Raw genomic sequence first — 25198 nt, 5'->3', positions numbered from 1 at the left:
TCAAGGTCGCCAAATAGGCTACCTTGATGTAGAAAACGGCCCCTGAGTCGCCCATGAACCTGATCTTTTTGCGGCGAAAGGAGACGCTATGATTTTTCCGGTACTCGATGGTCTCAAGCTGCACAAAGTGCTGGTGCGCACGGTCACGGAGTTCGTCAACGACGAGATGTCCACCTACGCCTCGGCGCTGGCCTACCAGATGCTGTTTTCCTTGTTTCCGTTCCTGCTGTTCCTCATTGCGTTGATCGGTTTCCTGCATTTACCGGACTTCTTCACCTGGCTGCGCCTGCAGTCGGAGCTGGTGTTGCCGCCCCAGGCCCTGGAGCAGGTCAACCCGGTGATCGACCAGTTGCAGCAGTCCAAGGGCGGCCTGCTCTCGGTGGGTATCGTGATTGCCCTGTGGACCGCGTCGGCCGGTGTGCGCCTGATGATGAGCGCGATGAACGCCGCCTACGACGTGGTCGAAGGGCGACCGATCTGGAAGCGTTTCCCACTGTCGGTTTTCTACACCGTCGGCATCGCCGGCATGTTGCTCGCCGCCGCCGCGCTGATGGTGCTCGGCCCGCAGGTCATGGAATGGCTGGCAGGGCAGATCGGCATGCAGGAATTCGTGGTCACGCTGTGGACCATCCTGCGTTGGCCGCTGATTGTGATCCTGCTGATGTTCGCCGTGGCCCTCATGTATTACGTGATGCCTGACGTGCAGCAGAAATTCCGCTTCATCACTCCAGGCTCGGTGCTGGCGGTGGTGGTGTGGATCGTTGCGTCCCTGGGCTTTGGCTACTACGTCAAAACCTTCGCCGACTACAACGCCATGTATGGCAGCATCGGCGCGATCATTGTTTTGCTCCTGTACTTCTATATTTCCGCCGCCGTGCTGTTGCTGGGGGCGGAGATGAATGCCGTGATCGAGCACATGTCGGCCGAAGGCAAGGATCCAGGGGAAAAGACCTTCGATGAAAACACCCACGCAGGTGAAAAAAAGCACGTCTCCGGCCTTGGCCGGGACCATTCCAAGCCCACTCCCGACGAAGTCTGATCGATGATCCGTGAAATCCTGAAAATGGGCGACGAGCGCCTGCTGCGTATCGCCCCGCCGGTCCCGCCGGAAATGTTCGACAGCCCTGAGCTGTGGCAACTGATCGATGACATGTTCCAGACCATGGAACACGTCGGCGGTGTCGGCCTGGCCGCACCGCAGATCGGCGTTGACCTGCAACTGGTGATATTTGGTTTCGAGAGCAGCGAACGCTACCCGGATGCCCCGGCTGTGGCACAGACGATCCTGATCAACCCGCTGATCACACCGCTCAGTCCGCTCATGGAAGAGGGTTACGAAGGCTGCCTGTCCGTGCCCGGCCTGCGCGGCGCGGTGGACCGTTACCAGCAGATCCGCTACGAAGGCTTCGACCCCAAGGGCGAACCGATCATCCGCATTGCCGATGGTTTCCATGCGCGGGTGGTGCAGCATGAGTGCGATCACCTGATCGGCCGCTTGTACCCGTCGCGGATTACCGATTTCAGCAAGTTCGGGTTCATCGAGGTGATGTTCCCCGACATGGACCCGACGGCCGACGACTAGCCTCCCGACACAACACAACGCCAACCAGGGGAGGTTATACGGCTCGTTCCAAGCCCATCGCGGTCATCGGCTTGTTGCGCTTGTAGCGCACCAACCGTTCGCTGAGGGACTGGGGCAGCACGGTATCCTGGGTGAAACCCATGCGTTGATACCAACCTTCCAGGTCCGGATGACACATCAGCCAGACCGTACCCACCCCATCGGCCACCGCTCGACGAATCAAGCGCGCCGCCAGCCCCTGACCACGATAGGCCGGGTCGACAAACACCCCGGTCAGCCATTGCCCGCCCACCACCGGCGTCAGGCATAAACCGGCAACGATCTCGCGGTCCCGCGCCACCCACAGACATCCGCCCTTGAGTGCCTTCATCGGCGAATCGTGGTGGCGGTAAAACTTGTTCAGCAGCGGCCACAGGGGCTCTGCCAGCGGTTCGATGTGCAATTCGGGCATGGTGTTCAGGCAGGCGTTATCAAGGTCCGGGGATTATAAGCGCCTAATGTGTGGCAATAGGTGGTATACCCAATGTTACATCCCCTGTAAGTGGAGCATGCATCATGGCCAAAGGTATGGATTCAAAGAAAGCCGCGAAGAAGAAACCGGCAAAGACCGCCGATGAAAAACGCGCGGACAAGAAAACCAAAAAATCCGAGACAGGGCTGTTCGGTCACTGAGTTAAAAACCTACGCTTTGTAAGCTGTTCCCGCCTCACCGCACAGAGCAGGACATACCTGCTCTGAGCTGTCGATAGCCAACTCGCGTCAAGTCCGTATCGCTTAGATCGCGGCCAGGGTCTCTTTCACCGCCTGCGCCTGCGGTTCTGTCGTCTTCGCCGCTACCTGTTGCTCTTGCTGCTGCTTCACGCGATCAGCCACTTGCTTGGCGATTGCATCCTGTTTTTCCTGCGGCATTGCCTGCACTTCTGCCTCGGTCAACCCCTGCTCCTTGAGCAACTGTTCGCGAATGCGTTCGGCCGGGGTTTTGCTCATGTAATCGGTGAAGTCTGCGCGGGCGGAACTGGTGGTAGAGTCGGCGGCGGGCACATCCGTGGTGGTCGCCTTTGAGGTCTGCAACTGCACACGGGTCTTGGCGAAGGCTTCGTCGATGCGGCTGGCGGCTTTGTCCAGATCTTTCGGCACAACCGGTACGGTCACGCTTTGCTGCGCCGTTTGCAAGGCGCCGCTGTACAGCGTGCTGGCGGCGGCGTTGGCGGGGTCCATGTCGGGGCGCTTGAGCTGTTGGACGGTCGACAAGGCCTGAGTGTTGTTGTTAACCAGCATGATCGGTCACCTGTGTAAATGTTCGGTGCCTCAGCTGGAGCAAATAGCATGCCGGGTGCCAACCCCCTGGTTTTACTGGAGCTGACGTGGCCATCGCGGCAAGGATTGTCCCGTCGACGGCCAAGCGTTGCCGTCAATGGGCGATGTTTTCCAACGCCCGGTGGCGTATGGCACTCCTGGACATTCGCTGACTAATCGCACGAGGGTTCAGTCGATGATGGGTTTAAGCGCCCGTAAGATTCAACTCGCCTTGGGTGACCTCCAGCGGTTCTTCCCCCTCGGGCACCCGTAGAGAGGTGAACGAGAATGTCGCAGTGACGTGCCGATGTTCTGGATCGATCACCGTGAGGTGCAATTCCCCGCTGCTGGGCTGGTAAGTCCATGGGGTCGGTCCAAGCGCATGGTAGTAATAGACCTGAACCTTGCCTTTTTCTTGGGCAACATCATATGTGCCAGGCTGGATATCGTTAGCCAATTGAAAGCTCATCAGCCGCTGGCCTTGATTACTCTTGGCGTCGATAAAAATAGCTTCAGGAAACTCGTGAAATTGGATGTCTTCGGATGTGAAGTTTCCAATGGGATCGTTGATGTTCGCTGTTACCAAGCCATCTGCAGGCTGCGATTTCAGGGCCCGTGACCGATCGTTATCCATGAGCGGATGCCTCTGAGAGGTTATAGGAATTGGGAGCGCCCAATCACTTCGCTGTCAGTCAAACGTCGGTAACGGGTAGCGTCTACTGTCAATGTTGACAGGTAGGCCGCAGTATCCGATGGGCGGTACGAAGCGAGCGTTTTGCTGTCTCAGGCCCCGGTGCGGCGCAGTACGTTGAGTCCTTGGGCTTAGTCGTGACCGTCGAGGGCGAAGGTCTTAAAGCCGGCATGCTGGCCGAGGTGCTGGTAATACGCCGCAACCGCCGGGTAGAGCGGGCGTTCCATGGGGGTCATCTGCCAGCGATGAACCGAGAGGCCGATGAGGATATCGGCCAGGGTGAATTCGTCGCCGGCCACGTAGGCGCCGGTCTTTGCCAACTGTTGTTCCAGCAGGCCCATCTTGTCGTTCCAGGCTTGTACGCCGGCTTTGATGCGTTGCGGGTCCTGATGGTCGGGGCTGTTGCGCACCAGGGCCTGGAAGGCATAGCCCCAGGAAGGGTTGAGCTCGGTGGCTTGCCAGTCCATCCACTGTTCGACCCGGGCGCGGGGTGCGGGGTCGAGAGGCAGCAGGTCGTGGCGTTGGTAGAGGCTGACGAGGTAACGACAAATGGTGTTGGATTCCCACAACACGCCGTGGTCGTCGATCAGCACCGGCACTTGGGCGTTGGGGTTCAGGGCAAGGAATTCGGCGGATTGGGTCGGCTTGAAGCCGATGCCCCAGTCTTCGCGCACGTAGTCGATGCCCAGTTCCTGGCAGGTCCAGAGCACTTTGCGCACGTTGATGGAAGAGGCGCGCCCCAAGATTTTCAGTGAGTGTCCCATGGTGCTTCCCTGGCAGTGGAGAACAGTCAATCTAGCAGGGGAGGGGGATGACGGCGAGGATGTTAAGCGCGCACGGTCAAACGGTGGGAGCAGGCAAGGCGCTTTGCGCAATGCCAGTCGCGTCCTACAAGCGTCCTACGTACTTTCCCGCACCTGCAACTCAAATCCCATATCCACCACCGGCTTGGCGATCTTGTTACCCGCCATGATCGTCAGCAAATGCTCCGCCGCGCGCCGACCAATGGCCTCGCGTGGCGTGCTGATGCTACTCAGGCGCGGCACCATGAACGAGGACGCTGGCAGGTCGTTGAAGCCCAGCACGGCCACGCGCCCCGGTACGTTGATGCCATGACGCAGGGCTTCGAGCAGCGCACCTTGGGCCAGGTCGTCGTTGCCGAAGAAGATCGCATCCACATCCGGATGCGCCGCCAGCAACTGCAGGAACAGTTCGCCGCCCAGGCCCACGGAGGAGGGGCGTGGCGTCAACAGTTCCAACGCCGGGTCGTACAGGCCGGCCTGTTGCAGCGCACGCCGGAAGCCTTCGCCGCGCAGCAAGGTGCGTTGGTCCAGTTGCGCGCCGATATACGCCAGGCGCTTGCGCCCCCGCGAGATCAAATGCGCTGCCGCTGTCTCACCCGCCGCCAACTGCGAAAAGCCCACACAGTTCACGCCCGCGTTGGGGTCCAGATCCATCATGTACACGCACGGCACATTACTGGCCTCGACCATTCGTCGCGCGCTTTCGGTCCGATCGAACCCGGTCAGCAGCAAACCCCGTGGCTGATAGGCCATGTAGTTGCGCAGCAGGGTCTCTTCTTCGTCGCGCGAATAGTGGGAGTTGCCGATCAGTACTTCAAAGCCCTTGGGCCGCAGCACCTGATGGATGGCTTCGAGGGTTTCGATAAACAGCAGGTTGGACAGCGACGGCACCAGCACCACCACCGAATGGCTCTGGGCCGAGGCCAGGGCGCGGGCGGCGGGGTTGACCACGTAGTTCAGCTCGGCGGCGGCCCGTTGCACTTTTTCCACCAGTTCGGTGGCCACTGTGCTGATGCCACGCAAGGCGCGGGAGGCGGTAATCGGGCTGACGCCGGCCAGGCGGGCGACTTCATTGAGGGTCGGACGACCCGTGGTGCGCGTATTTTTATCGTTCTTGGAGGTCATCAGGCGGCTTGCCAAACAAAAATCGAGGCACTAAGGTAGCGCTGTCTCCAAACGGCTGCAAATGCTTGAGTGCTGGGTTGCCTGATCCGGTTCAAACGCTTGGAGCGGATGCACGCGTCACTCCATAAAAAAAGACAAGACGGCGCGGGAAAAGCCTGTTTTTGCACTAGCCTTACAGCGTGCAAAGGTAGCGCTATCTGCGTCCTGAGGTGTTTCATGAGTCAACCTGTTACTGCCCTGGTCATCATGGGTGTTGCCGGCTGTGGCAAGACCAGCGTCAGCGAGGCCCTCTGCCGCCTGAACGGTGCCACGCCCATTGAAGGCGACAGCTTTCACCCCGCCGCGAACATCGAAAAGATGAGCGCCGGCCACCCCCTCGACGACAACGACCGCGCCGGCTGGCTCGACATCCTGTGCGATGAGTTGCGCCGTTCGCTCAAGGCCGGTGAACACCCGGTGCTCACCTGTTCCGCGCTGAAAAAGAAATACCGCGACCACCTGCGCGAAGCTGCGCCGGGCCTGGGCTTTGTATTTCTGGAGCTGAGCCGCGAAGTCGCCGCCGACCGTGTGTCCCATCGCCCTGGCCATTTCATGCCGGCCAGCCTGATCGACAGCCAGTTCGCCACCCTTGAATCGCCCGTCGGCGAGCCGCTGACCCTGGCCCTCAATGCCAGCGAAGACAGCGTCAAGGCGTTGGCCGAGCAAACCCATGCCTGGTGGCTCAAACACGGTTTTGAACCTACTCGTTAATTTTTTGCCGGATAAGATAGCGCTATCCCTGGCGACAAATTCAACACTGGCTTTAATAACAACAACAAACAGGAGAGACCCCCCATGTTTGGCATGTCCCACGAGTCCTACCTGCTGCTTGATGCAGTGGTCACTATCATTGGTCTGATCTTTTTGATCACCAAGTTCAAGGTTCACCCGTTTATCGCGTTGATCATCGCCGCAGGCTTCCTCGGCCTGACCTCGGGCATGCCGGTGGACAAGATCATCAAGGCCTTCCAGGACGGCTTCGGCGGGGTGCTCGGCTTTGTCGGCATCATCCTCGCGCTGGGTACGATGCTCGGCAAGATGATGGCCGAATCCGGCGGTGCCGATCAGATCGCCCAGACCCTGATCCGCGCCTTCGGCAAGGAAAAGGTCCAGTGGGCAATGATGTTCGCCGCGTTCCTGGTAGGCATCCCGCTGTTCTTCGAGATCGGCTTTGTGTTGCTGATCCCGCTGGTGTTTATCGTCGCGCGCCGCACTGGCGTGTCGCTGATCAAGATCGGCATCCCGTTGCTCGCCGGCCTGTCGGCGGTCCACGGCCTGGTGCCACCACACCCGGGGCCGCTGCTGGCCATCGGCGTGTTTGGCGCGGACATCGGCAAGACCATTCTGTACGGCCTGATCGTCGCGCTGCCGACCGCCATCATCGCCGGCCCGATCTTCGGCACGTTCATCGCCAAGTACATCCCGGGCAATCCGTCCCAGGAACTGGTCGACCAACTGGCCCGCGAGTCGGAGCACAAGACGCTGCCGAGCTTCAGCATCACCCTGATCACCGTGCTGCTGCCGGTGTTCCTGATGCTGCTCAAAACCTTCGCCGACATCGCCTTGGCCGACGGTCATGTGGTGCGCAACTGGATGGACATGATCGGTCACCCGATCAGCGCCCTGCTGCTCGCGTTGTTGCTGTCGCTGTACACCTTTGGCCATCGCCAGGGCATCCACTCCAAGCAAATCCTCAAGCTGCTCGACGCCAGCCTGGCGCCGACTGCCGCGATCATCCTGATCATTGGTGCCGGTGGTGGTTTCAAACAGATGCTGGTGACCAGCGGCGTGGGCGACGTGATCGGCCATATGGCGGTGAACGCGCAGATCAACCCGATCCTGCTGGCGTGGCTGGTGGCGGCGGTGATTCGTATTGCCACCGGTTCGGCGACGGTCGCGACCATCACTGGCGCAGGCATCGTGGTGCCGGTGGTGGGGATGATTCCGGGGGTTAACCGCGAGCTACTGGTGTTGGCGACGGGGGCGGGTTCGTTGATCCTGTCTCACGTCAACGATGCGGGGTTCTGGCTGGTGAAGCAGTACTTCAACATGACTGTGGCCGAGACGTTCAAGACCTGGACGGCGATGGAGACCATTCTGTCGGTGGTGGCGCTGATTTTCATCATGTTGCTGTCGTTGGTGGTGTGACAGACACACCATAAGGCAAGGGTGTAAACCCAATGCAAATGTGGGAGGGGGCAAGCCCCTCCCACATGTTTGACCGAGTTAGACGCCGGTTTTTGGTAAGAGCCCATCCGCCCGGAACATCCCGCGAATCCCGCGCACCGCCTGGCGAATCCGGTCCTGGTTCTCGATCAGCGCAAAGCGCACGTGATCGTCGCCATATTCACCAAAGCCAACCCCTGGCGATACGCAGACCTTGGCTTCGAGCAGCAGCTTCTTGGCAAATTCCAGCGAACCCATGGCGGCATACGCCTCGGGAATCTTCGCCCAGACGTACATCGACGCCTTGGGATTCTCCACCATCCAGCCCAGTTCATGCAGGCCCTTGACCAGCACATTGCGGCGCTGGCGGTACTGCTCGGCGATGTCTTTCACGCACTGTTGGTCGCCTTCCAGTGCGGCAATCGCCGCCACTTGCAGCGGGGTGAAGGTGCCGTAGTCGTGGTAACTCTTGATCCGCGCCAGGGCGTTGACCAGTTCCGCATTGCCCACCATGAAACCAATGCGCCAGCCGGCCATGTTGTAGCTTTTGGACAGGGTAAAGAACTCCACCGCAATGTCCTTGGCGCCCGGCACCTGCATGATCGACGGGGCTTTCCAGCCGTCGTAGACGATGTCGGCGTAGGCCAGGTCATGCACCACCAGCACGTCGTACTGCTTGGCCAGGGCGATCACCCGCTCGAAGAAATCCAGCTCCACGCACTGCGCGGTCGGGTTGGACGGGAACCCCAGGATCATCATCTTCGGCTTGGGGATCGAACCGCGAATCGCCCGTTCCAGCTCGGCGAAAAAGTCCACGCCCGGAATCAACGGCACCGAACGCACCTGGGCGCCGGCAATCACGGCACCGTAGATATGAATCGGGTAGCTCGGGTTGGGCACCAGCACGGTGTCGCCCTGGTCCAGGGTGGCCAGCATCAAGTGCGCCAGGCCTTCCTTGGAACCGATGGTGACGATGGCTTCCGACTCGGGGTCGATATCCACTTCATAACGGTCTTTGTACCAGCGCGAAATCGCCCGGCGCAGGCGCGGAATGCCCTTGGAGGTGGAGTAACCGTGGGTGTCTTCACGCTGGGCGACGGTGACCATTTTCTCCACGATGTGCGGTGGAGTCGGGCCGTCAGGGTTACCCATGCTCAAGTCGATGATGTCTTCGCCGCGCCGACGCGCAGCCATCTTCAGCTCGGCAGTGATATTGAAAACGTAGGGGGGGAGTCGATCTATGCGCGCAAAGCGGCGCGGCGAACCTTGGTCGGCCATTGTTGCCTCGAGAGTACGTAAGCGCCCGGAACCGTCCGAGCGACGTCGGCCACTGCGGTGGCCTGCGGGCAGACAATACGGTCGATGATGGCCAGTTGTCCAGATACGTAGGAAAAAATTCTACATGGAGTGCAGTCTGGATATACCCCTATACTCGATACGGGTTTGTTCCCTCATAAGAAGGAGACTGTTCAGATGGATCAGCAGACACAACAACCGTTAGAGCCGCGCATGGAAGAGGGCAAGGCCCTGGTGATCGCTGGGGTGCAGGGGCGCTATTCAAAGGCCACCGTGGGGGATATTCCCAAGTTGTGGGGGGTGTTTGACGAGAGCGTCAAATACATCAAAAAGCGTGTAGGCGGTTTTACCTACGGGGTTTGCCATAACCCGAAACACGATGAGTTCGACTACCTCGCCGGGGTTGAAGTACCGGCCAAGGGCGATGCGCCGAGTAATTTTAAGTCCATCGAAATCCCGGCGCATCGCTACGCCGTATTCCCGCACTACGGCCCGGTACAGGCGTTACCGCAGACCTACGAGCGGATCATGTTCGAATGGTTGCCGCACTCCGGCTACACAATCGCCGGCCCGGATTTTGAGCGGTACAGCGCGGATTTTGATGTAAGTAAAGGCCTCGGCACTGTAGAGGTCTGGTTGCCGGTAGCGCCTGAATAGGGGCTCCCACTTTAGGCGCGAGCAAGAACCTGGCGTCGCTCGCTCCTGCGAGGGGCTGCAATCGCGAATGACGAAGGTTGTGTTCAACCGCCAAAACTCAGTTGGTAGCCCTGAGAGGATTGCCGTATGGCTTTCGCAACATCAGGTGCTAATCGGCAGTAATCGTCTTCACGCTTAAGCACGATCTCAAGGGTTTGCAGCAGTGCTTGAATACGTTCTTCAGGCTTTTCGACTTCGCAGGTTCTTGCAAACTCGAGGATGCCCAGACGTGAAGCGAAAAAGGACTTGTTGCCGACCATGTCCAATGCGAGCGTGTCGTCGGGAATGTACGCCGTGGTATTCACAATGTCGTAAGCCGGTGCTAGCCGTGTATCGGCGTTGACCGGGTCGTTGTAGAGCACGCCGAAATTCTTCAGATGCGCATCACCGTTGCCCACTATGCAACTGAGCGCCACGCTGTCGAATAATTGGTCGAGCGAGCTGCGTTGATGGGCAGGTGAACAGAAGACACGCACAGCCTTGGCCATAGCGCCGTAGCTCTTGGTGTATTTTTGCTCGGCAGACAGGCCCATCAGCGTGGTCATATCTTCGAAGCCCAGTGGGTTGAGCTGCTCGTCCCGATCAAAGCGTCGCATGATGAAGAGTTTCTGGTTCTGCGACAGGTAAAACGGTGGTGTGGGTATGCCTGCATCCCTGGCGATGGACATGCACAGGTACTCATTGATGGCCAACCCCGGAAACTCGTCGCGCCCGCTCTTGATAATCAGGTCATTGGTTTTCGAGGTGACTCTCTGCTCGGGCGTTTGACGTTTTTCGGGCACCAGTACTTTGGGTTGTACGCCAGAAATGCCTGCTCGCAAGATGTAGCGATCCACCAGGTCAGCGAACAGATCTTCCGTGCCGTCCCAGGCGAGAATCTCGTCGAGGTTCTCGCCACTCGAAGGAGGGCTGTTACGTTGGATCAACTCGCTCACTTGATCCGAGCAGACGAAAACCCGGCCAATGGGTGCGCTGCTACCTGACAACGCAAGCAGCAACATTGGGTCGACTTTCACCGTCTTGGCGAGACGATTGCGCAACTGCTCAAGCACGTAACCTTCCGGCAGATTCATCTGGAAGATGGGGTGCAAGTCTCTACGACGATACTCATCCACGCGAACGGGCATCGAGAGGCTTATTGCGCTTTGTGCCTTTGCTTTGTCGCTGTATCGGAACAGATAGTCGTCGGCGCTTACCCGCACGCTTCCACTCTCGCCTTGAGGGGTATGAACGCGCAGAGTGGGGCTATTCATTGAACAAGTCCTCCAGTTCCTCCAAGGTCGGCATGGTCACGGGCACTAATTTGATCTCGCTGCCCAACGCCGCAATCACACGGGCATAGGCATTGATGGAAACCGAGAGGCTGCCTTTTTCGATTTCAATCAGTTTTTGCCGGGTAATTCCCGACAGCTTTGCCAGGTCCACCTGTTTATAGCCACGATTGAGGCGCATGGAGCGGATTTGTTTGCCGAGTCGTTGGGTGATAACTGAAATGTCCATGTAGCGTATTCATTACTTTAGATTTGATAGGTTATGTATACGTTACATTTAAGGTGTGTCAAGACCATCCCGACCAAACCCCCAACTCAACCTGCGCTCATACCCAACCCGCGCCTTATACGCCTCCCCGCGATCCACCCAGCCAAGCCCGAGGTACAAGCCCATCGCTGCGACGTTGTGGGTGTCCACCGACAACTCCAGCGCCTTGATCTGCGGCCAGGCCTGAAGCGCGGCCTCGGGTAGCGCCTGCAAGCAGGCTTTGCCAAATCCCCGGCCCTGCTGGGTTCGGTCCACCTGTAACGCGTGCAGCGTGGCGCTGTGTGCATCGGCCCAATGGGGTAGGCACGGCGGGCGCTTGAGCAGAAGGAAGGCCACGGGAATATCGTCGGCCAGCAGCACGAAGCCCTTGATGCCGGGGCTTGGGTTGACCAGCAGGGTGTTGAGTGCGCAATACATGTCGCCGCAAAACGGCAACTGCTCAGGGTGAACTTCGATGGCGCCGACTTGCTGCGTTTGCACAGCATTCAGCGCCTCGTAGGCGACAAGGCGGGTTTGCATCGGAGTGTCCGAACGGCTGCAAAGAAGGGCGCAGTCTATCGGGTTTGCACCGTGCGAAATGGGTTTTCAGTGGGTTGTTTGCCGCAGTCACTGGCGGCGGAACGTGCGGGAGTGGTGATCCGCGAATGGCACCTGCTGGCACCGACGCGCCGCAATTATCCACAGCCCTCCCACCGTTTGATCGGCATGGCCTGGACGGGCTCAGTCGAGCATCTTGCCCAACAACCAACTTCCCGCCGGCCCCGGCGGATGCTGCCGCGACCACAGCGCATCCACCGCCACCGAGCGCGGCCAACTGCGCGCCTTGAGTTCGACCAACTGGCCACCGCCAAAACGCTCCACCAGCCAGCGCGGAATCGGCGCCCAGCCAAACCCCAACTGCGCCATCTCCATCAGCATCAGATAACTAGGCGCCGACCACACCCGTCCGGCTGCCCGGGTTTCGTTGGGGTTGATGATGCTCGCCAGGCGCAGTTCCCGGTGCTGTTGCAAGGCCTGGACGCTGATGTTGTCCTGCTGCGCCAACGGGTGTTTGGGCGAGACGAACAGCGCGATTTCCGTGCGTTCTTCAACCGGTGAACAGGTCAGGTCCGGCGGATAGGTTTCCTGCTTCTCGATAAACGCGATCTGCGCCCGGCCGCTTTGCACCAGGGCGATCAAGTCATCGCATTCGGCGATCAAACATTCCAGTTCCAGGTCCGGGTAGCGCTGTTCAAAGGCACTGAGGGCGATCTCGAATCGGTCGGACTGGTAAGTATCGGACATGGCGATACTCAGCTTCGGCTCCAACCCCTGGGATAGCTGGCTCGCCGCCAATTCCAGCCGACTGCTCGCCTCCAGCACCTGCTCGGCGCGTTGCAGCAGCACATGGCCGGCGGCGGTCAGCGTTGGCTTGCGGCTGCTGCGGTCGAACAGCAGCACATCGAGGTCAATCTCCAGGCTCGCCACCGCCGCGCTGACGGTGGATTGGCTCTTGCCCAACTTGCGCGCCGCCGCCGAAAACGAGCCTTGGGTCGCGGCCTGAACAAAGGCCTGGAGCACTTCATGGGAGGCCATGACTATCGCCTTGATCGATGGTTATTGATTATGAAGTATCGATACAAGGCGCAATGATGGCAACCACAGTCACTCACGGAGCCGGGTCATGAACCCTACCAAGTCGATTACTGAACGCGTGTGCCAGGCCATCGGTTTCGAGGCCCTGGCGTTGTTGATCTGCACGCCGTTGCTGGCGTGGATCATGGACAAGCCCGCCCTGGAAATGGGCATGGTCACCCTGGCGATCAGCCTGATGGCGCTGACCTGGAACGTGATTTTCAACGGCCTGTTCGACCGCCTCAAGGCACGCCTGCAACTGGCCAACAACGGCTGGACCCGGGTGCTGCACGCCTTACTGTTTGAAGGCGGGCTGGTCCTGGTGTGCGTGCCGTTGATTGCCGCGTGGCTGAACATCAGCCTGCTGCAGGCGTTTATCCTCGATATCGGCGTGTTGCTGTTTTTTCTGCCGTACACCTACGTGTACCACTGGGGCTACGACGTGATGCGCGAAAAGCTCTTACAGAAACATGCCGCCCGACGCCTCGATCCGCTGGCCGGTGATCCAGTGGCTACCGTCCGCCAGCAGGCTGGCAATGGCCCCGCCGATATCATCCGGTAACCCGGCGCGGCCCAGGGCGGTGTTATTGGCGACCATCGCGTTGAGGTTGGCGTTGTCGCGCACGGCACCGCCGCCGAAGTCGGTTTCGATGGCGCCCGGCGCGAGGATATTCACGCTGATACCGCGCGCGCCGAGCTCTTTGGCCTGGTAGCGGGTCAGCACTTCCATGGCGCCTTTCATCGCCGCATACGCGGCATAGCCGGGCAGGCTGAAACGGGCGAGGCCGCTGGAAATATTGAGGATGCGGCCACCGTCACGGATCAGCGGCAGCAGTTTCTGGGTCAGGAAAAACGGGCCTTTGAATTGAATCGCGACCAGTTGGTCGAACTGCGCTTCGCTGGTTTCGGCAAAGCTGGCGTGGATGCCGATGCCGGCGTTGTTGATCAGAAAGTCGAAGTCATCCCGTGCGAAAACACGCTTGAGCACGCCGGCCACTTCCTCGACGAACGCGTCGAAGCTCGCGCTCTGGCTCACATCCAGTTTCAGCATGGCGGCGCGGCCGCCCCATTGTTCGATCTGCGCGACCACCGCCTGGGCCTCATCCGCCTGGCTGTGGTAAGTGCCGATGATATCCACGCCTTGGGCGGCCAGACGCAACGCGGCGCTTCTACCCAGGCCGCGGCTGGCGCCGGTGATCAGTGCGATTTTACGGGTCATGGTGCAGTCCTCTGAGGTGATCGAGGGAATGAGTGTATTTGTCCGCCTGTAACGTGATAAACAGCGGTAAAGCGAAATCACTGGCCGGATAAGGCGAACAATCCCATGAACAAACTGGAGTTGCTGCGCACCTTCGTGCGCGTCACCGAATTGTCGAGTTTTACCCGCGCCGGCGAGAGCCTGGGCCTGCCGCGTTCCACCGTGTCCGAGCATGTGCAGGCGCTGGAAGAACTGCTCGGCGCACGCCTGTTGCAGCGCACCACGCGCAAGGTGCAGGCGACCCAGGACGGTCGCGTGCTGTATGAGCGTAGCAAGGACTTGCTCGCGCATATGGAGGAACTGGAAGGCTTGTTTCGTCAGGACGAAACACAATTGACCGGGCGCATTCGGGTGGACCTGCCGACCATGATGGCGCGGGATTTGATCCTGCCGCGCCTGCCGCACTTCATGGACGCGCACCCGTTGATCGAGCTGGAAATCAGCACCACCGACCGTCAGGTCGACCTGCTGGCCGAGGGGTTCGATTGCGTGCTGCGCGTCGGTGCGCAGCCAGACCAGTCGGTGGTCGCGCGGTTGTTGTGCAGCATGCCGATGATCAACTGCGTGAGCGCCGGCTACCTGCAGCGCTATGGCGTGCCGCAGACCCTGGCAGACCTGGCCGACCACCACTTGGTGCATTACGTGCGCCCGCTGGGTTCGCGCTCGGCGGGGTTCGAATACCTGCAGGGCAACAAGGTGCAGCGCCTGCCCATGGCCGGGCGGGTCACGGTCAACAGCACCGATGCCTACAAGTCCGCCTGCCTGGGCGGCTTCGGGATCATCCAGGTGCCGGCCCTGGGCATTGGCGATCAATTGGCTAGTGGCGAACTGGTGGCGGTCCTGCCGGATTACCCGGCGCCGCCGTTGGACGTGTCCCTGCTCTACGCCGGGCAGCGCCATTTACCGCTGCGGGTGCGGGTGTTCATGGACTGGTTGGCCGCGACGCTGCAAGCCCAGCTCTAACGCCGTGCCGACAACTGCTGCGGGGCCAGGAAGGCGTCGTGGAAGTAGTCCCGGAACGCCTGCATCGCCGGGGTGAATGCGCGCTCGCGGTGCCAGGCCAGGCCGACGCTCATGGGCGTCACCGGGTCGGTCACGGTCAGGGTTTCGATGCGCTTGCCTTCCAGGGACCAGGGCCGATGCACCAGGTCCGACAGGATCGCCACGCCGCTGCCATTGGCGACCATGCTGCGCACCGCTTCCACCGAACTGGTGCGCAGCCGCACCTGGGGCGTTTGCCCGGCCTGTTCCCAGTAGCGCATGGCACTGTGTTCGGCCTCATCGACGGTCAGCAGGATGTAGGGCTCGCGGGCCACATCCGCCAGGCTGACGGCGCCGCGTTCACACAGCGGGTGATGGCTGGGCAGCCACAGGCGGCGTTCGGAGTTGAAGAGAATTTCCGAGACGATGTCCGGGTGAGTGAGGTTGGCGGTGAGCACCACGGCCATGTCGAACTGGCCGTCGAGCAGGCCGTGTTCGATGGCCTGGCGCTCCTGCTCGAACACCTCGATGGTCACGTCCGGGTGCCAGTGTTCCATGCGCTGCAGGTGGTGCGGCAGGAAGTAACCGAGCACCGTGTAGCTGGCGGCGACCCGCAGCACGCCGCTGGCGCGGTAGTCAGGCAGCGGGCTGTTCAGCGCGTCGTCGACACTGCGCACGATCACATAGGCGCGGTTGAGAAAGTGCCGCCCGGCGTCGGTCAGGTTCATGCCGTGCGCGGTGCGCACGAACAACTGCACGCCGAGCATCGCCTCCAGTTCTTTGATCGCCGTGGTCACGGCCGACTGGGAGATGTTCAGGTGAATCGCTGCCTGGGAAATCTGGCCGATCTCGGCGGTGGCGACGAAGTAGCGGATTTGGCGCAAGGTCAGCGACATGGCGATATCTGTTTTTCAGAAGATAGGTCATCTGATAATAGATCTTCCCAAGGGGTCAAGCCGCAGCCTACTTTTCAGCATCACCTTTGGCGGAGCGCCTTTTCATGCGGGCAGTGGATTTCAATTCAGACATGGGCGAAGGATTCGGCCCCTGGACCATCGGCGATGGCGTCGATTCGGAGCTGATGGCCTATATCAGCTCGGCCAATATCGCCACCGGCTTCCACGCCGGCGACCCCGGCACCATGCGCCGCACCGTCGCACGCGCCAAGCAACTGGGGGTCGCCATCGGCGCTCATCCGGGCTTTCGCGACCTGGTGGGCTTCGGTCGCCGCCATATTCACGCGCCGGCCCAGGAACTGGTGGACGACATGCTCTACCAGCTCGGCGCCCTGCGCGAAATCGCCCGCGCCCAGGGCGTGCCCCTGCAACACATCAAGCCCCACGGCGCGCTCTACATGCACCTGGCCCGCGATGAAGACGCCGCGCGGCTGTTGGTGCAAAACCTGCAAGTCATCGAGCCGACGCTGTTGCTGTACTGCATGCCCAACTCGGTGATCTGGCGCATTGCCAAGGAACTGGGGCAGCCGGTGGTGCGCGAGTTTTACGCCGACCGCGAGTACGACCTGAGCGGCTCCATCGTGTTCACCCGCACAGTGCGCGCGCTGGACCCTGCCACCGTCGCGGCGCGGGTCCTACGGGCTTGTCAGACGGGTCTTGTACGCACCGTAGAAGGCGAAGACCTGTTTATCGAATTCGATTCCATCTGCCTGCACAGCGACACCCCCGGCGCCCTGGAATTGGTCGAAGCGACCCGTGAAGCCCTGGACCAAGCGGGCATTGTGGTCAGAACACCCAAATAAGATCGAACCGACACTTTTTTGCCTGCCTTTCTATAACGATTCCAAGAGGAACAGACATGGCTGAAACGTCCCCCATCCGCTACAGCTTCGGCGCCGATGAACACCTGTTCGCCGAGGTCAGCGACAGCATGTCCCTGCAGGCCTTTTTCAAAGGCATGGCGGTGACCCGCGCCGTGGAACGCCTGGCGTTGGACGGTGTGCTGGATGTGTGCCTGGCCAATGCCTCCTTCCAGATCCGCTTCGACCCGGACCGCATTGCGCCCCATGTGCTGCTCGACGCGGTGCAAAGCGCCGAAGCCCAGGCCGTGGCCGAACGCACCTTGCACACGCGCATCATCGAAATCCCGGTGCTCTACAACGACCCCTGGACCCACGAAACCTTGATGCGCTTTCGCGACCGCCATCAAGACCCCAGCGGCACCGACCTGGAATACGCAGCGCGGATCAACGGCCTGGCCGATGTCGACGCCTTCATCGCGGCCCACAGTGGCGCACCGTGGTTTGTGTCGATGGTCGGCTTTGTCGCGGGCTTGCCGTTCATGTTCCAGATGGTCGAGCGCGAACGGCAGTTGCAGGTGCCCAAGTACCTGCGCCCGCGCACCGACACGCCGAAACTGACCCTCGGCCATGGCGGCTGCTTTGGTTGTATCTACTCGGTGCGCGGCGCCGGTGGCTACCAGATGTTCGGCGTCACCCCGGCCCCGATCTACGACCCGGCGCAGCAGTTGGCCTACCTCAAGGACCACATGGTGTTCTTCCGGCCGGGCGACATTGTGCAGTTCAAACCGATTGACCGTGTGGCCTACGACCTGGCCGTCGCCGAGGTCGACGCAGGACGTTTCGACCTGCGCATCCGCCCGCTGGAATTTTCCCTGGATGCGTTTCTCGCCGACCCCATCGGCTACCCGAAAACCCTGCAGGAGGCGCTGGCATGATCAAGGTGCTCAAACCCGGCCTCGCCACCTCCGTGCAGGATCTTGGCCGCGAAGGCTACTACCACTTGGGCATTCCGCCATCGGGCGCGTTGGACCAGTACGCGCTGAGCGCGGCCAACCATTTGGTGGGCAACCCGCCGGGCGCGGCCGGCCTCGAATGCACGCTGATCGGCCCCGAGTTGGAATTTCAAGCGGACGCCTTGGTCGCACTCAGCGGCGCCTTGATGTTGCCGCACCTGGACGGTGAAGTGGTCCACCAGGACACCGCGTTCCACGTGCGCGCCGGGCAGGTGTTGCGCTTTGAATTTCCCAAGGCTGGTGCGCGCGCTTATCTGGCGGTCGCCGGCGGCATCGACGTGCCGTTGGTGCTCGGCAGTCGCTCGACCTACACCCTCGGCGCACTCGGCGGTTTTCACGGGCGGCGCTTGCAGGCGGGGGATGAGCTGCCTATTGGCGAGCCCACTGGGCAGGGGCGGGCGGGCAACAGTTTACCGATGGCCTTGCGCCGTTCAGTTGGCGGCGATGTGACCTTGCGCGTGGTGCCCGGCCTGTATTACGAACGCCTGACGGCGGCGGCCAAAAGCAGTTTTTTTGCCGAGCCGTGGACGGTGGGTTCCGAGGCGGACCGTATCGGCTATCGCTTCAAGGGCGGCAGTGCATTGAGCTTTCAGCCACGGGAGCAGCCGTTTGGTGCGGGGTCCGATCCGTCGAACATCGTCGACAGTTGCTACCCGATCGGCTCGATCCAGGTGCCGGCCGGGCTGGAGCCGATTGTGCTGCATCGGGACGCGGTGTCGGGCGGTGGCTACGCGATGATCGGCACGGTGATCAGTGCGGACCTGGACTTGATCGGGCAGATGCAGCCGAACCAGCGGGCGGGGTTTGTCGCGGTCAGCCTGGAGCAGGCGTTGGAGGCGCGGCGGGTGTACAAGAAGCGCTTGAAGGCAATGGCCGGACTCTTCAGTGCCTGAAACACCACCAAACAAAATGTGGGAGGGGGCAAGCTCCCTCCCACATTTGATTCTGTGGCGTGTCAGAAGATCTGGGTGAACAGCCAGTACAGGCTACCCGACAGCAGAATCGCCGCCGGCAACGTCAACACCCAGGCCATCAGCAAATTGCGGATGGTCTTCATCTGCAAACCCGCACCGTTCGCCACCATGGTGCCCGCCACGCCGGACGACAACACATGGGTGGTCGACACCGGCAAGCCGAACATATCCGCAGCGCCAATGGTCAGCATCGCCACCGTCTCGGCCGAGGCGCCTTGGGCATACGTCAGGTGTGTCTTGCCGATCTTCTCGCCCACGGTCACCACGATGCGCTTCCAGCCGACCATGGTCCCGAGCCCCAGTGCGATGGCCACGGCGATCTTCACCCACAGCGGAATAAAACGCGTGGAGTTGTCGATCTGCTGCTTGAACAATTGCAGCTTGCCTTGGGTGTCGGCGTCGAAATTGCCGACCTTGCCCTTGTCCATCAAGCGGATGGTTTCGCTGGTCAGGTACATGTCGTTACGCACGTTGCGGACGGCCTCGGCGGGGACTTTGGCCAAAGAACCATAGCCTTTGACTTCGTCACCGATCTGGCCGGCGAGGGCGGCGAGGGCCGGGATCAACTCGGGCGTGGCGTCCTTGGTGCGCACGTAGGTCGAGAGGATGGGGCGCGGGTCGCCCGGCAGCGCTTGCGGCGCGCTTTTCATCAGTGCGACCTGGGTCACTTCGGCCACCGCGGCAAACTGCAGCGATTGTTCGGCGGGCATGGCGCGGTTCAGCGCATACGCCATTGGCAGGGTGCCGACCAGGATCAGCATGATCAGGCCCATGCCTTTTTGCCCGTCGTTGGAGCCGTGGGCGAACGACACGCCGGTGCAGGTGACGATCAGCATGCCGCGAATCCACCACGGCGGCGGGGTGTCGCCTTTCGGCGCCTTGTACAGCGCGCGGTTTTTCACGAACGCGCGCAAGGCCAGCACCAGCAACGCGGCAAACGCGAAGCCGATCAGCGGCGAGAGCAGCAGGGCATAACCGATCTTGATCGCCTGGCTCCAGTCCACGCCGCTGGTGCCATCACGCCCGTGCATCAGGGCATTGGCCACGCCGACGCCGATGATCGAACCGATCAGGGTGTGGGAGGACGAGGCCGGCAGGCCGAGCCACCAGGTGCCGAGGTTCCACAGGATCGCCGCGATCAGCAGGGCGAAGATCATCGCGAAACCGGCCGAGGAACCCACCTGCAAAATCAGCTCGACCGGCAGCAGGGCAATGATGCCGAACGCCACTGCGCCGCTGGAGAGCAGTACCCCGAGGAAGTTGAAAAAACCCGACCACAGCACCGCGAATTGCGGCGGCAGCGAGTTGGTGTAGATCACCGTCGCCACGGCGTTGGCAGTGTCGTGGAAGCCGTTGACGAATTCGAAACCCAGGGCAATCAGCAGTGCCACGCCCAGCAGCAGGAACGGCGTCCAGGTAGTGACCACCGCGCCCAATTCGCGCATGTCATGCATCAGGCTGTAGGCGGTGAACAACAGACCCATGGCGAGCACGGCGAAGAAGATGATCACCGTTACCAGTCCGGGTTTTTTGTCCAGCCTGGGTTGGGTATCAACGGATGACGTATGCGTTGAAGCAGTCAGGGAAGGGGTGGCCATGCCGCAGCATCCAGTATCGGGGAGGATGTCGCCCATGATCATTGCAGAATGTGACGGAGATGCTGCGATAGGTCAGTGTTTAGCTGATTGGATTGGCCGCTGGTCGATAAACACCACACGTCAATGTGCGGGCGAGCAAGCCCGCACACAGGTGTTCAGCGCATTTCAGCTTCAGTAGTCTGTGCGCTTTCTGAAGGCCCAGCGCCCGGCAATCAAGGTGAAGGTCGCGACCAGCGCCACCAGAATCCAGAAGCCTTCCGGATCTTGGGAAAGCGGCACCCCGCCCACGTTCATGCCGAAAAAGCCGGCGATGATATTGATCGGCAATGCCAACACCGTCACCACCGTCAGCGTAAACAGTGTGCGGTTGCTTTGTTCGTTGAGGTTGGCGGCGATTTCTTCTTGCAACAACTTGATGCGTTCGCCCAGGGCCGTCAGGTCGTTGATGATCAGTGCAAATTCCTCGGTGGATTTGCGCAATTCCTTGACGTCTTCCTTTTGCAACCACTGCGGCGGGCGGTTGAGCAGGCGCAGCAGCGAGCCCGGCTCCAGCGCCAGCAGGCGTTGCAGGCGCACCAGCACCCGGCGCATGGCGCCCAGCTCGGCGCGGTTGGTGGACAAGCGCGAGGAGAGTAATTGATCTTCGATATGGTCGACGCTGATGCTGGTCTTGCGCACGATCTGCGTCAGCACCTCGCCCTGGTCGCGCAGCAGGTGCACCAGCAACTCCAGCGGCGAGCGAAAGCGTTCACCGGCTTTTACCGATGAGCGCAACTTATCCACCGAGTGCAGCGGTTGCAGGCGCGCGCTGATCAGCAAGCGACTGCGGGCGCAGACCCACAACGTGGAAATATCCGACGAGACCATGCTGCTGAAGTTGAACACCACGTCGTTGACCACCGCCAGCAAGGCCGAGTCGACGTGTTCGATACGGGTGGAGCGCGAGCCCTCATGCAGGGCTTCGAAAAACTCTTCAGGCAAGGCCAGGTGCGCCTGCATCCAGCGCTCGCATCCGGCGTGGGCCAGGTTCAGGTGCAGCCATAGAAACTCTTCCGGGTCTTGCGGTTGCTGCAAGGCCTGGAGGGCGGTGGCTGAGTCAATTTGCTCACCTTTCTCACCAGGGCGAAAACGGAAACCGTAAAGCAAGCCAAACAGATCGGAATCCTGGTGGCTGTGGTCGATGCTGTGGTTCATGGCGTCTCACAGAGAAAGGACCTGTAGGACGTTTCACAGGTTCGCGTGGGCGAATCATTGCAAGGAAGTTTGACAGTTTTATGACGGTTTTCGACTTGTTTCGCTTTGGTGACACTTTATTGACCGCTTGTCGAAGTGGGCTCAAGAAGCGTCTAGAACGGCCGATTCAGAGCACAAGAACCGCTGCGGATGGCGGCACCTTTGATGACAGGGAAGTCATGACGTATTTGCATTTTTCCTTGTTTCGAGGCTTTTTCCGATGACTTTTTTGCGAACATCCCTGCGGGCACAGATTTTGTCGCTACTCGGTGGCAGCCTGCTGGCGATGTTATTGATCGCCCTGGCCTGTTTCAACTTCCTCTCCAACGGGGTGCAGAGTTACCGCAGTTTGCTCGAAGGGCCGTTGCTCACTTCACAGCTGATCGATGAGGCCAACCTGCAGTTCAAGGTGCAGGTGCAGGAATGGAAAAACGTGCTGTTACGCGGCAAACAGCCTCAGGACCTGGAGAAATACTGGGGCCAGTTCCAGGACCGGCAACGCGATGTACAAGGCATTCTCGCGCGGTTGGTCACCCAGACTGCCGGTGACCCGGCGCTGAACCAGCGGATCCAGAACCTGCGTCAAGAACACCAGCAGCTTGGCGTTTCCTACCAGAAGGGTCGCGATGCCTACGTGGCCGCCGGCGCCGACCCGAGCGTCGGCGACACCGCGGTCAAGGGCGTGGACCGCGCCGCCAGTGAACAGATGAGCGCCCTGGTCAGCGACTTGCGTGCCCAAAGCACCCAACAATCCCAGACCATCAGCGCCCATGTCGAGCGCACGGTGATGGTGGGCCTGACGATTATGTTGCTGTCCGGCGTGTTGATTGGCTTGTTCAGCCTGTGGTTGATCAACCGCAACCTGATCCTGCCGATCCGAGGTTTGATCGGCTATGTGAGCCAACTGAGCCACGGTCGTTTTGCCGAGCGTGTCGCCAGTCGTCGCCAGGACGAACTGGGGCAGTTAGCGGAGGCGGCGAACACCTTGCGCGACTTTTTGGCCGAAACCTTCAGCCGCCTGCAGCGCAGTGCCACTGACTTGGTCGGCGCCAGCAGTGAGTTGAATTCGATCGCCGGGCAGATGGCGACCGGTACCCATGATCAATTCAGCCGCACCGACCAGGTGGCCACGGCCATGACCGAAATGTCGGCCACCGCCCAGGAAGTGGCGCGCCACGCCGCCAGTGCCTCACGTGCGGCCGATGATGCGGACCACTCGGCCCGCGAGGGCGGCGAAGTGATGAAAGTCACTATCGCCACCATCGGCCAGATGCGCACTGAGATCCTCAACACCGGCACCATCATCCGCCGTCTGGAAACCGACAGTGTGCGCATCGGTAAAGTGCTGGAAGTGATTCGCGGGATCGCCGAGCAGACCAACCTGCTGGCGCTCAACGCCGCGATCGAGGCGGCACGGGCAGGCGAGGCGGGGCGTGGGTTCGCGGTGGTGGCCGATGAAGTGCGCAGCCTGGCGCAACGCACGGCGGCGTCGATCATCGAGATCAACCAGATTATCCAGGCCGTGCAAACCGGCGCGGTCGATGCGGCCGAGGCGATTGTCACGGGCCAGTCGTGCAGCGATGACAGCGTGGAAAAAGTCACCCAGGCCGGCGCGATGCTCGCTCACATCACCCAGGCTATTGAAGCGATTCGCGACATGAACCGCCAGATCGCCACGGCGGCCGAGGAGCAGACGTCGGTGGCCGAGGATATTTCGCGCAATATCACCCAGATCACCACCGTGGCCACCGCCAACCTCGACAACGTGAAGCGCACCGAAGCGGCGAGCCAGAATCTGCGTGGTTTGTCCGGCGAGTTGAACGAGGTGACGGCGCGACTGGGCGCTTGATCGGGCGGCCATAAAAAAACGCGCCACCCGAAGGTGGCGCGTTTTTTAGGTTTTTACTCAGGTGTCTTGCTTGTCTTCCAGTACGGTGCCGGTCTTGGCGTCGAGTTTCACTTCAAAGCGCTTGCCGGCGGTGTCGGTCAGTTCAACTTCGTAGACCAGCACGCCGCTGTTGTTGTGGTCCAGCTCGGTGTCGGTAATCTTGGCGCCTGCATGTTTGGCCACGGCGGCGGCGTTGAGTTTCTCGAAAGGCATTACGGCACCGGATTTGAGCAGACCTTCGATTTGATCCGGGCGGACATCGGCCTGGGCCAGGCCGGCGGTCAGGGTCAGGGCAGTCGCTGCGAACAGAGCGGTCAAGGTTTTCATGGTGTGTATCCTTTTTTGGTGAGCTGTTTAAGTGGCGCCAGATTAACCAGCGCAACTTAATTCATCCTTAATGGCACACTGACTTATTCAGTACTTATGGTCGTTCAGCAAATCCTGCACGCTGGACGACGGCCAGCGCTTGTAGAACTTCAGCAGTTCGGCGGCGCGGTTGGTGAAGATGCCGTCGACGCCGTTTTTCATCACTTTCTCGAAGTCCACGGGTTCATCCACGGTATAGACGTGCACCAGCAGGCCCTTGTCGTGGGTCAGCGTGTTCATTTCAGGCTTCACCAGGTCGGTGTAGCTCTGGTCGCCGTGGGCGGTCAGCTCCGCCGACGGGCCGGTGCCGATGGCGCCGAGGCTCTTGGCTTCGTCGAGCCATTTTTCGAACTCGGCGGCGTCTTTCGGTTCTTGCTTGGCGTAGTAAGCCGCCTTGGTCGGTTCGCCGGATTCGGCGAAGGTTTGCTTGGATTTCGGCTCGATGCTGCCTTCACCTACCCACAGTAGCAGGATCTTCGGGGTGTTCGGCATCTCTTTCTGCAGCTCTTTCAGGCTGGCCGTTTCGAAGGTTTGCAGCACCACGCGGCCCTTGCCCTGGCCGACACCGGTGTTGCTCTTGCCCAGTTTGGAGCCGGCGGAGCTCAACCAGCCTTTATCCAGCAGCTTGTTTTTCAGGTCGGCTTCGATGCCCGGGAATTGCTTGGGCTCTTTGGTTTCGATGTACAAGCCCGGTTTGTGCTGCGGGTTGCCTTCGGCGATCTTGATGATGTCGTCCAGGCTGAGGATCTTCAGGCCGACGAAGCCGGGGCGTGCGCGGTCCGGGTAGGCGGCGTTGAACCAACTGCCGGCGTCGAGGGTTTGCAGTTCTTTCCAGGTGAACTCGTTGGCCGGGGCGTCTTTGCGCTCGGGGAACTTGGTGGCCACGTCGGTGGTGCGTTGCAGGTTGTTGTCGTGCAGGGCGAACAGTACGCCGTCCTTGCTGCGCTGCAGGTCCAACTCCAGGTAGTCGGCGCCCAGGTCGCGTGCGACCTTGTAGGCGGCGGCGGTGGACTCAGGGGCGTCGTAGGACGCACCACGGTGGGCGATCACGGCAGGGTAGGGAATGCCTTCGTTAGTTGCCAATTCAGCCGGGCTGATCGGGTCGGCAGCCTGCGCCTGGCCAAGGCCGAGCATCAGGGCGAGCAGCAAGGCGCTCCCTATAGTGGCGGGCACCGGGCCGTTGGTAAACGTGACAGGCATATGCGGAGTCCTTTCGTGGAGAGAGCTTTGAGAAGGCCTCCTTTTTAACAATTGATAACGCAAGGCGCTATCACCAAACCG

Annotated in this window: 27 protein-coding genes and 1 pseudogene; 12 read left to right on the top strand and 16 right to left on the bottom strand. The window is 60.8% G+C overall.

Features of this window, described 5'->3' with window-relative positions; all coding sequences use genetic code 11:
• Positions 1-88: 88 nt before the first annotated feature.
• Entirely contained in the window at positions 89-1039 is a 951-nt protein-coding gene (locus tag U5A08_RS23100; protein WP_253398366.1) for a YihY/virulence factor BrkB family protein, read from the top strand.
• 3 nt (positions 1040-1042) lie between these two features.
• Positions 1043-1582: a peptide deformylase gene (gene def / locus U5A08_RS23095; RefSeq protein ID WP_253398364.1), complete on the top strand. Its 540-nt coding sequence runs from the start codon at positions 1043-1045 to the stop codon at positions 1580-1582.
• Between the two features lie 34 nt (positions 1583-1616).
• On the opposite strand, the gene U5A08_RS23090 is transcribed toward def, so the two are convergent.
• The 5 genes from U5A08_RS23090 to gntR all read right to left on the bottom strand — a co-directional run bounded on the left by U5A08_RS23090 (position 1617) and on the right by gntR (position 5500).
• Entirely contained in the window at positions 1617-2033 is a 417-nt protein-coding gene (locus U5A08_RS23090) for a GNAT family N-acetyltransferase (protein WP_321848775.1), read from the bottom strand.
• Positions 2034-2356: 323 nt separating this feature from the next.
• Positions 2357-2860, bottom strand: coding sequence for a hypothetical protein (locus U5A08_RS23085; protein ID WP_321848773.1), 504 nt, complete (start codon positions 2858-2860; stop codon positions 2357-2359).
• Between the two features lie 223 nt (positions 2861-3083).
• Positions 3084-3512, bottom strand: coding sequence for a hypothetical protein (locus U5A08_RS23080; protein WP_321848772.1), 429 nt, complete (start codon positions 3510-3512; stop codon positions 3084-3086).
• 188 nt (positions 3513-3700) lie between these two features.
• Positions 3701-4333, bottom strand: a complete 633-nt coding sequence (locus U5A08_RS23075) for a glutathione S-transferase family protein (protein WP_321848771.1) — start codon at positions 4331-4333, stop codon at positions 3701-3703.
• A gap of 135 nt (positions 4334-4468) precedes the next feature.
• The gene (gntR, locus tag U5A08_RS23070) at positions 4469-5500 is read right to left on the bottom strand and encodes an HTH-type transcriptional regulator GntR (protein WP_321852272.1); all 1032 of its coding nucleotides are present in this window, start codon (positions 5498-5500) and stop codon (positions 4469-4471) included.
• A gap of 213 nt (positions 5501-5713) precedes the next feature.
• Here gntR and U5A08_RS23065 point away from each other — a divergent pair, with 213 nt between their 5' ends.
• A complete protein-coding gene (locus tag U5A08_RS23065; protein ID WP_276194544.1) occupies positions 5714-6247 on the top strand; it encodes a gluconokinase in 534 nt (177 codons plus the stop codon).
• A gap of 84 nt (positions 6248-6331) precedes the next feature.
• A complete protein-coding gene (locus tag U5A08_RS23060) occupies positions 6332-7684 on the top strand; it encodes a GntP family permease (protein ID WP_253398352.1) in 1353 nt (450 codons plus the stop codon).
• A gap of 78 nt (positions 7685-7762) precedes the next feature.
• Here U5A08_RS23060 and alaC read toward each other — a convergent pair whose 3' ends face one another.
• Positions 7763-8980 carry an alanine transaminase gene (gene alaC / locus U5A08_RS23055; protein WP_253398350.1) on the bottom strand — a complete coding sequence of 406 codons (1218 nt, stop codon included), beginning with the start codon at positions 8978-8980 and terminating at the stop codon, positions 7763-7765.
• 195 nt (positions 8981-9175) lie between these two features.
• On the opposite strand from alaC, the gene U5A08_RS23050 reads away from it, so the two are divergent.
• The gene (locus U5A08_RS23050) at positions 9176-9655 is read left to right on the top strand and encodes a GyrI-like domain-containing protein (RefSeq protein WP_253398348.1); all 480 of its coding nucleotides are present in this window, start codon (positions 9176-9178) and stop codon (positions 9653-9655) included.
• A gap of 83 nt (positions 9656-9738) precedes the next feature.
• Here U5A08_RS23050 and U5A08_RS23045 read toward each other — a convergent pair whose 3' ends face one another.
• From U5A08_RS23045 to U5A08_RS23030, 4 genes are all read right to left on the bottom strand, one after another.
• Entirely contained in the window at positions 9739-10947 is a 1209-nt protein-coding gene (locus U5A08_RS23045; RefSeq protein ID WP_253398347.1) for a type II toxin-antitoxin system HipA family toxin, read from the bottom strand.
• Positions 10940-11194, bottom strand: a complete 255-nt coding sequence (locus tag U5A08_RS23040) for a helix-turn-helix domain-containing protein (protein WP_253398345.1) — start codon at positions 11192-11194, stop codon at positions 10940-10942. Before U5A08_RS23040 ends, U5A08_RS23045 begins: the two co-directional genes overlap by 8 nt.
• Positions 11195-11242: 48 nt before the next feature.
• Entirely contained in the window at positions 11243-11752 is a 510-nt protein-coding gene (locus U5A08_RS23035; RefSeq protein WP_321848765.1) for a GNAT family N-acetyltransferase, read from the bottom strand.
• Between the two features lie 201 nt (positions 11753-11953).
• Positions 11954-12808, bottom strand: coding sequence for a LysR family transcriptional regulator (locus tag U5A08_RS23030; protein WP_253398340.1), 855 nt, complete (start codon positions 12806-12808; stop codon positions 11954-11956).
• 88 nt (positions 12809-12896) lie between these two features.
• Here U5A08_RS23030 and U5A08_RS23025 point away from each other — a divergent pair, with 88 nt between their 5' ends.
• Positions 12897-13409, top strand: coding sequence for a multidrug/biocide efflux PACE transporter (locus U5A08_RS23025; protein ID WP_253398338.1), 513 nt, complete (start codon positions 12897-12899; stop codon positions 13407-13409).
• Here U5A08_RS23025 and U5A08_RS23020 read toward each other — a convergent pair.
• Complete coding sequence (locus tag U5A08_RS23020; RefSeq protein WP_321848763.1) at positions 13308-14066, bottom strand: SDR family NAD(P)-dependent oxidoreductase; 759 nt, start codon at positions 14064-14066, stop codon at positions 13308-13310. The genes U5A08_RS23025 and U5A08_RS23020 overlap by 102 nt on opposite strands.
• A gap of 105 nt (positions 14067-14171) precedes the next feature.
• On the opposite strand from U5A08_RS23020, the gene U5A08_RS23015 reads away from it, so the two are divergent.
• On the top strand, positions 14172-15068 hold the full coding sequence (locus U5A08_RS23015) for a LysR family transcriptional regulator (RefSeq protein WP_321848761.1): 897 nt from the start codon (positions 14172-14174) through the stop codon (positions 15066-15068).
• On the opposite strand, the gene U5A08_RS23010 is transcribed toward U5A08_RS23015, so the two are convergent.
• The gene (locus tag U5A08_RS23010) at positions 15065-15982 is read right to left on the bottom strand and encodes a LysR family transcriptional regulator (protein ID WP_321848759.1); all 918 of its coding nucleotides are present in this window, start codon (positions 15980-15982) and stop codon (positions 15065-15067) included. The genes U5A08_RS23015 and U5A08_RS23010 overlap by 4 nt on opposite strands.
• Positions 15983-16086: 104 nt before the next feature.
• Between U5A08_RS23010 and U5A08_RS23005 the strand changes: the two genes are divergently transcribed.
• Genes U5A08_RS23005 through U5A08_RS22995 form a run of 3 tightly spaced genes read left to right on the top strand, consistent with a single transcriptional unit; the run spans position 16087 to position 18751 of the window.
• Positions 16087-16845, top strand: coding sequence for a 5-oxoprolinase subunit PxpA (locus U5A08_RS23005; protein WP_253398330.1), 759 nt, complete (start codon positions 16087-16089; stop codon positions 16843-16845).
• 56 nt (positions 16846-16901) lie between these two features.
• Positions 16902-17780, top strand: coding sequence for a 5-oxoprolinase subunit B family protein (locus U5A08_RS23000; protein WP_321848757.1), 879 nt, complete (start codon positions 16902-16904; stop codon positions 17778-17780).
• Positions 17777-18751, top strand: coding sequence for a 5-oxoprolinase subunit C family protein (locus U5A08_RS22995; RefSeq protein WP_321848755.1), 975 nt, complete (start codon positions 17777-17779; stop codon positions 18749-18751). The genes U5A08_RS23000 and U5A08_RS22995 overlap by 4 nt, the downstream gene beginning before the upstream one ends.
• Before the next feature lie 62 nt (positions 18752-18813).
• Here the strand turns inward: U5A08_RS22995 and U5A08_RS22990 are convergent, their stop codons facing one another.
• Positions 18814-20430, bottom strand: a complete 1617-nt coding sequence (locus U5A08_RS22990; protein WP_321848754.1) for an inorganic phosphate transporter — start codon at positions 20428-20430, stop codon at positions 18814-18816.
• Between the two features lie 171 nt (positions 20431-20601).
• Positions 20602-21624 carry a transporter gene (locus tag U5A08_RS22985; protein WP_253398321.1) on the bottom strand — a complete coding sequence of 341 codons (1023 nt, stop codon included), beginning with the start codon at positions 21622-21624 and terminating at the stop codon, positions 20602-20604.
• 259 nt (positions 21625-21883) lie between these two features.
• Here U5A08_RS22985 and U5A08_RS29975 point away from each other — a divergent pair.
• Positions 21884-22579 (top strand): annotated as a pseudogene (locus tag U5A08_RS29975) (methyl-accepting chemotaxis protein); the annotation flags it as partial.
• Between the two features lie 165 nt (positions 22580-22744).
• Positions 22745-23512, top strand: coding sequence for a methyl-accepting chemotaxis protein (locus tag U5A08_RS29970; RefSeq protein ID WP_425262648.1), 768 nt, complete (start codon positions 22745-22747; stop codon positions 23510-23512).
• Between the two features lie 57 nt (positions 23513-23569).
• Here U5A08_RS29970 and U5A08_RS22975 read toward each other — a convergent pair whose 3' ends face one another.
• Both U5A08_RS22975 and U5A08_RS22970 read right to left on the bottom strand, forming a co-directional pair.
• Positions 23570-23878 carry a PepSY domain-containing protein gene (locus U5A08_RS22975; RefSeq protein WP_253398317.1) on the bottom strand — a complete coding sequence of 103 codons (309 nt, stop codon included), beginning with the start codon at positions 23876-23878 and terminating at the stop codon, positions 23570-23572.
• A gap of 87 nt (positions 23879-23965) precedes the next feature.
• Positions 23966-25117: a glycerophosphodiester phosphodiesterase family protein gene (locus U5A08_RS22970; protein WP_321848752.1), complete on the bottom strand. Its 1152-nt coding sequence runs from the start codon at positions 25115-25117 to the stop codon at positions 23966-23968.
• Positions 25118-25198 lie beyond the last annotated feature (81 nt).

The sequence above is a fragment of the Pseudomonas paraveronii genome (assembly GCF_963681955.1).
GTDB lineage: Bacteria > Pseudomonadota > Gammaproteobacteria > Pseudomonadales > Pseudomonadaceae > Aquipseudomonas > Aquipseudomonas paraveronii.
This window is presented reverse-complemented; position numbering and strand designations above follow the sequence as displayed.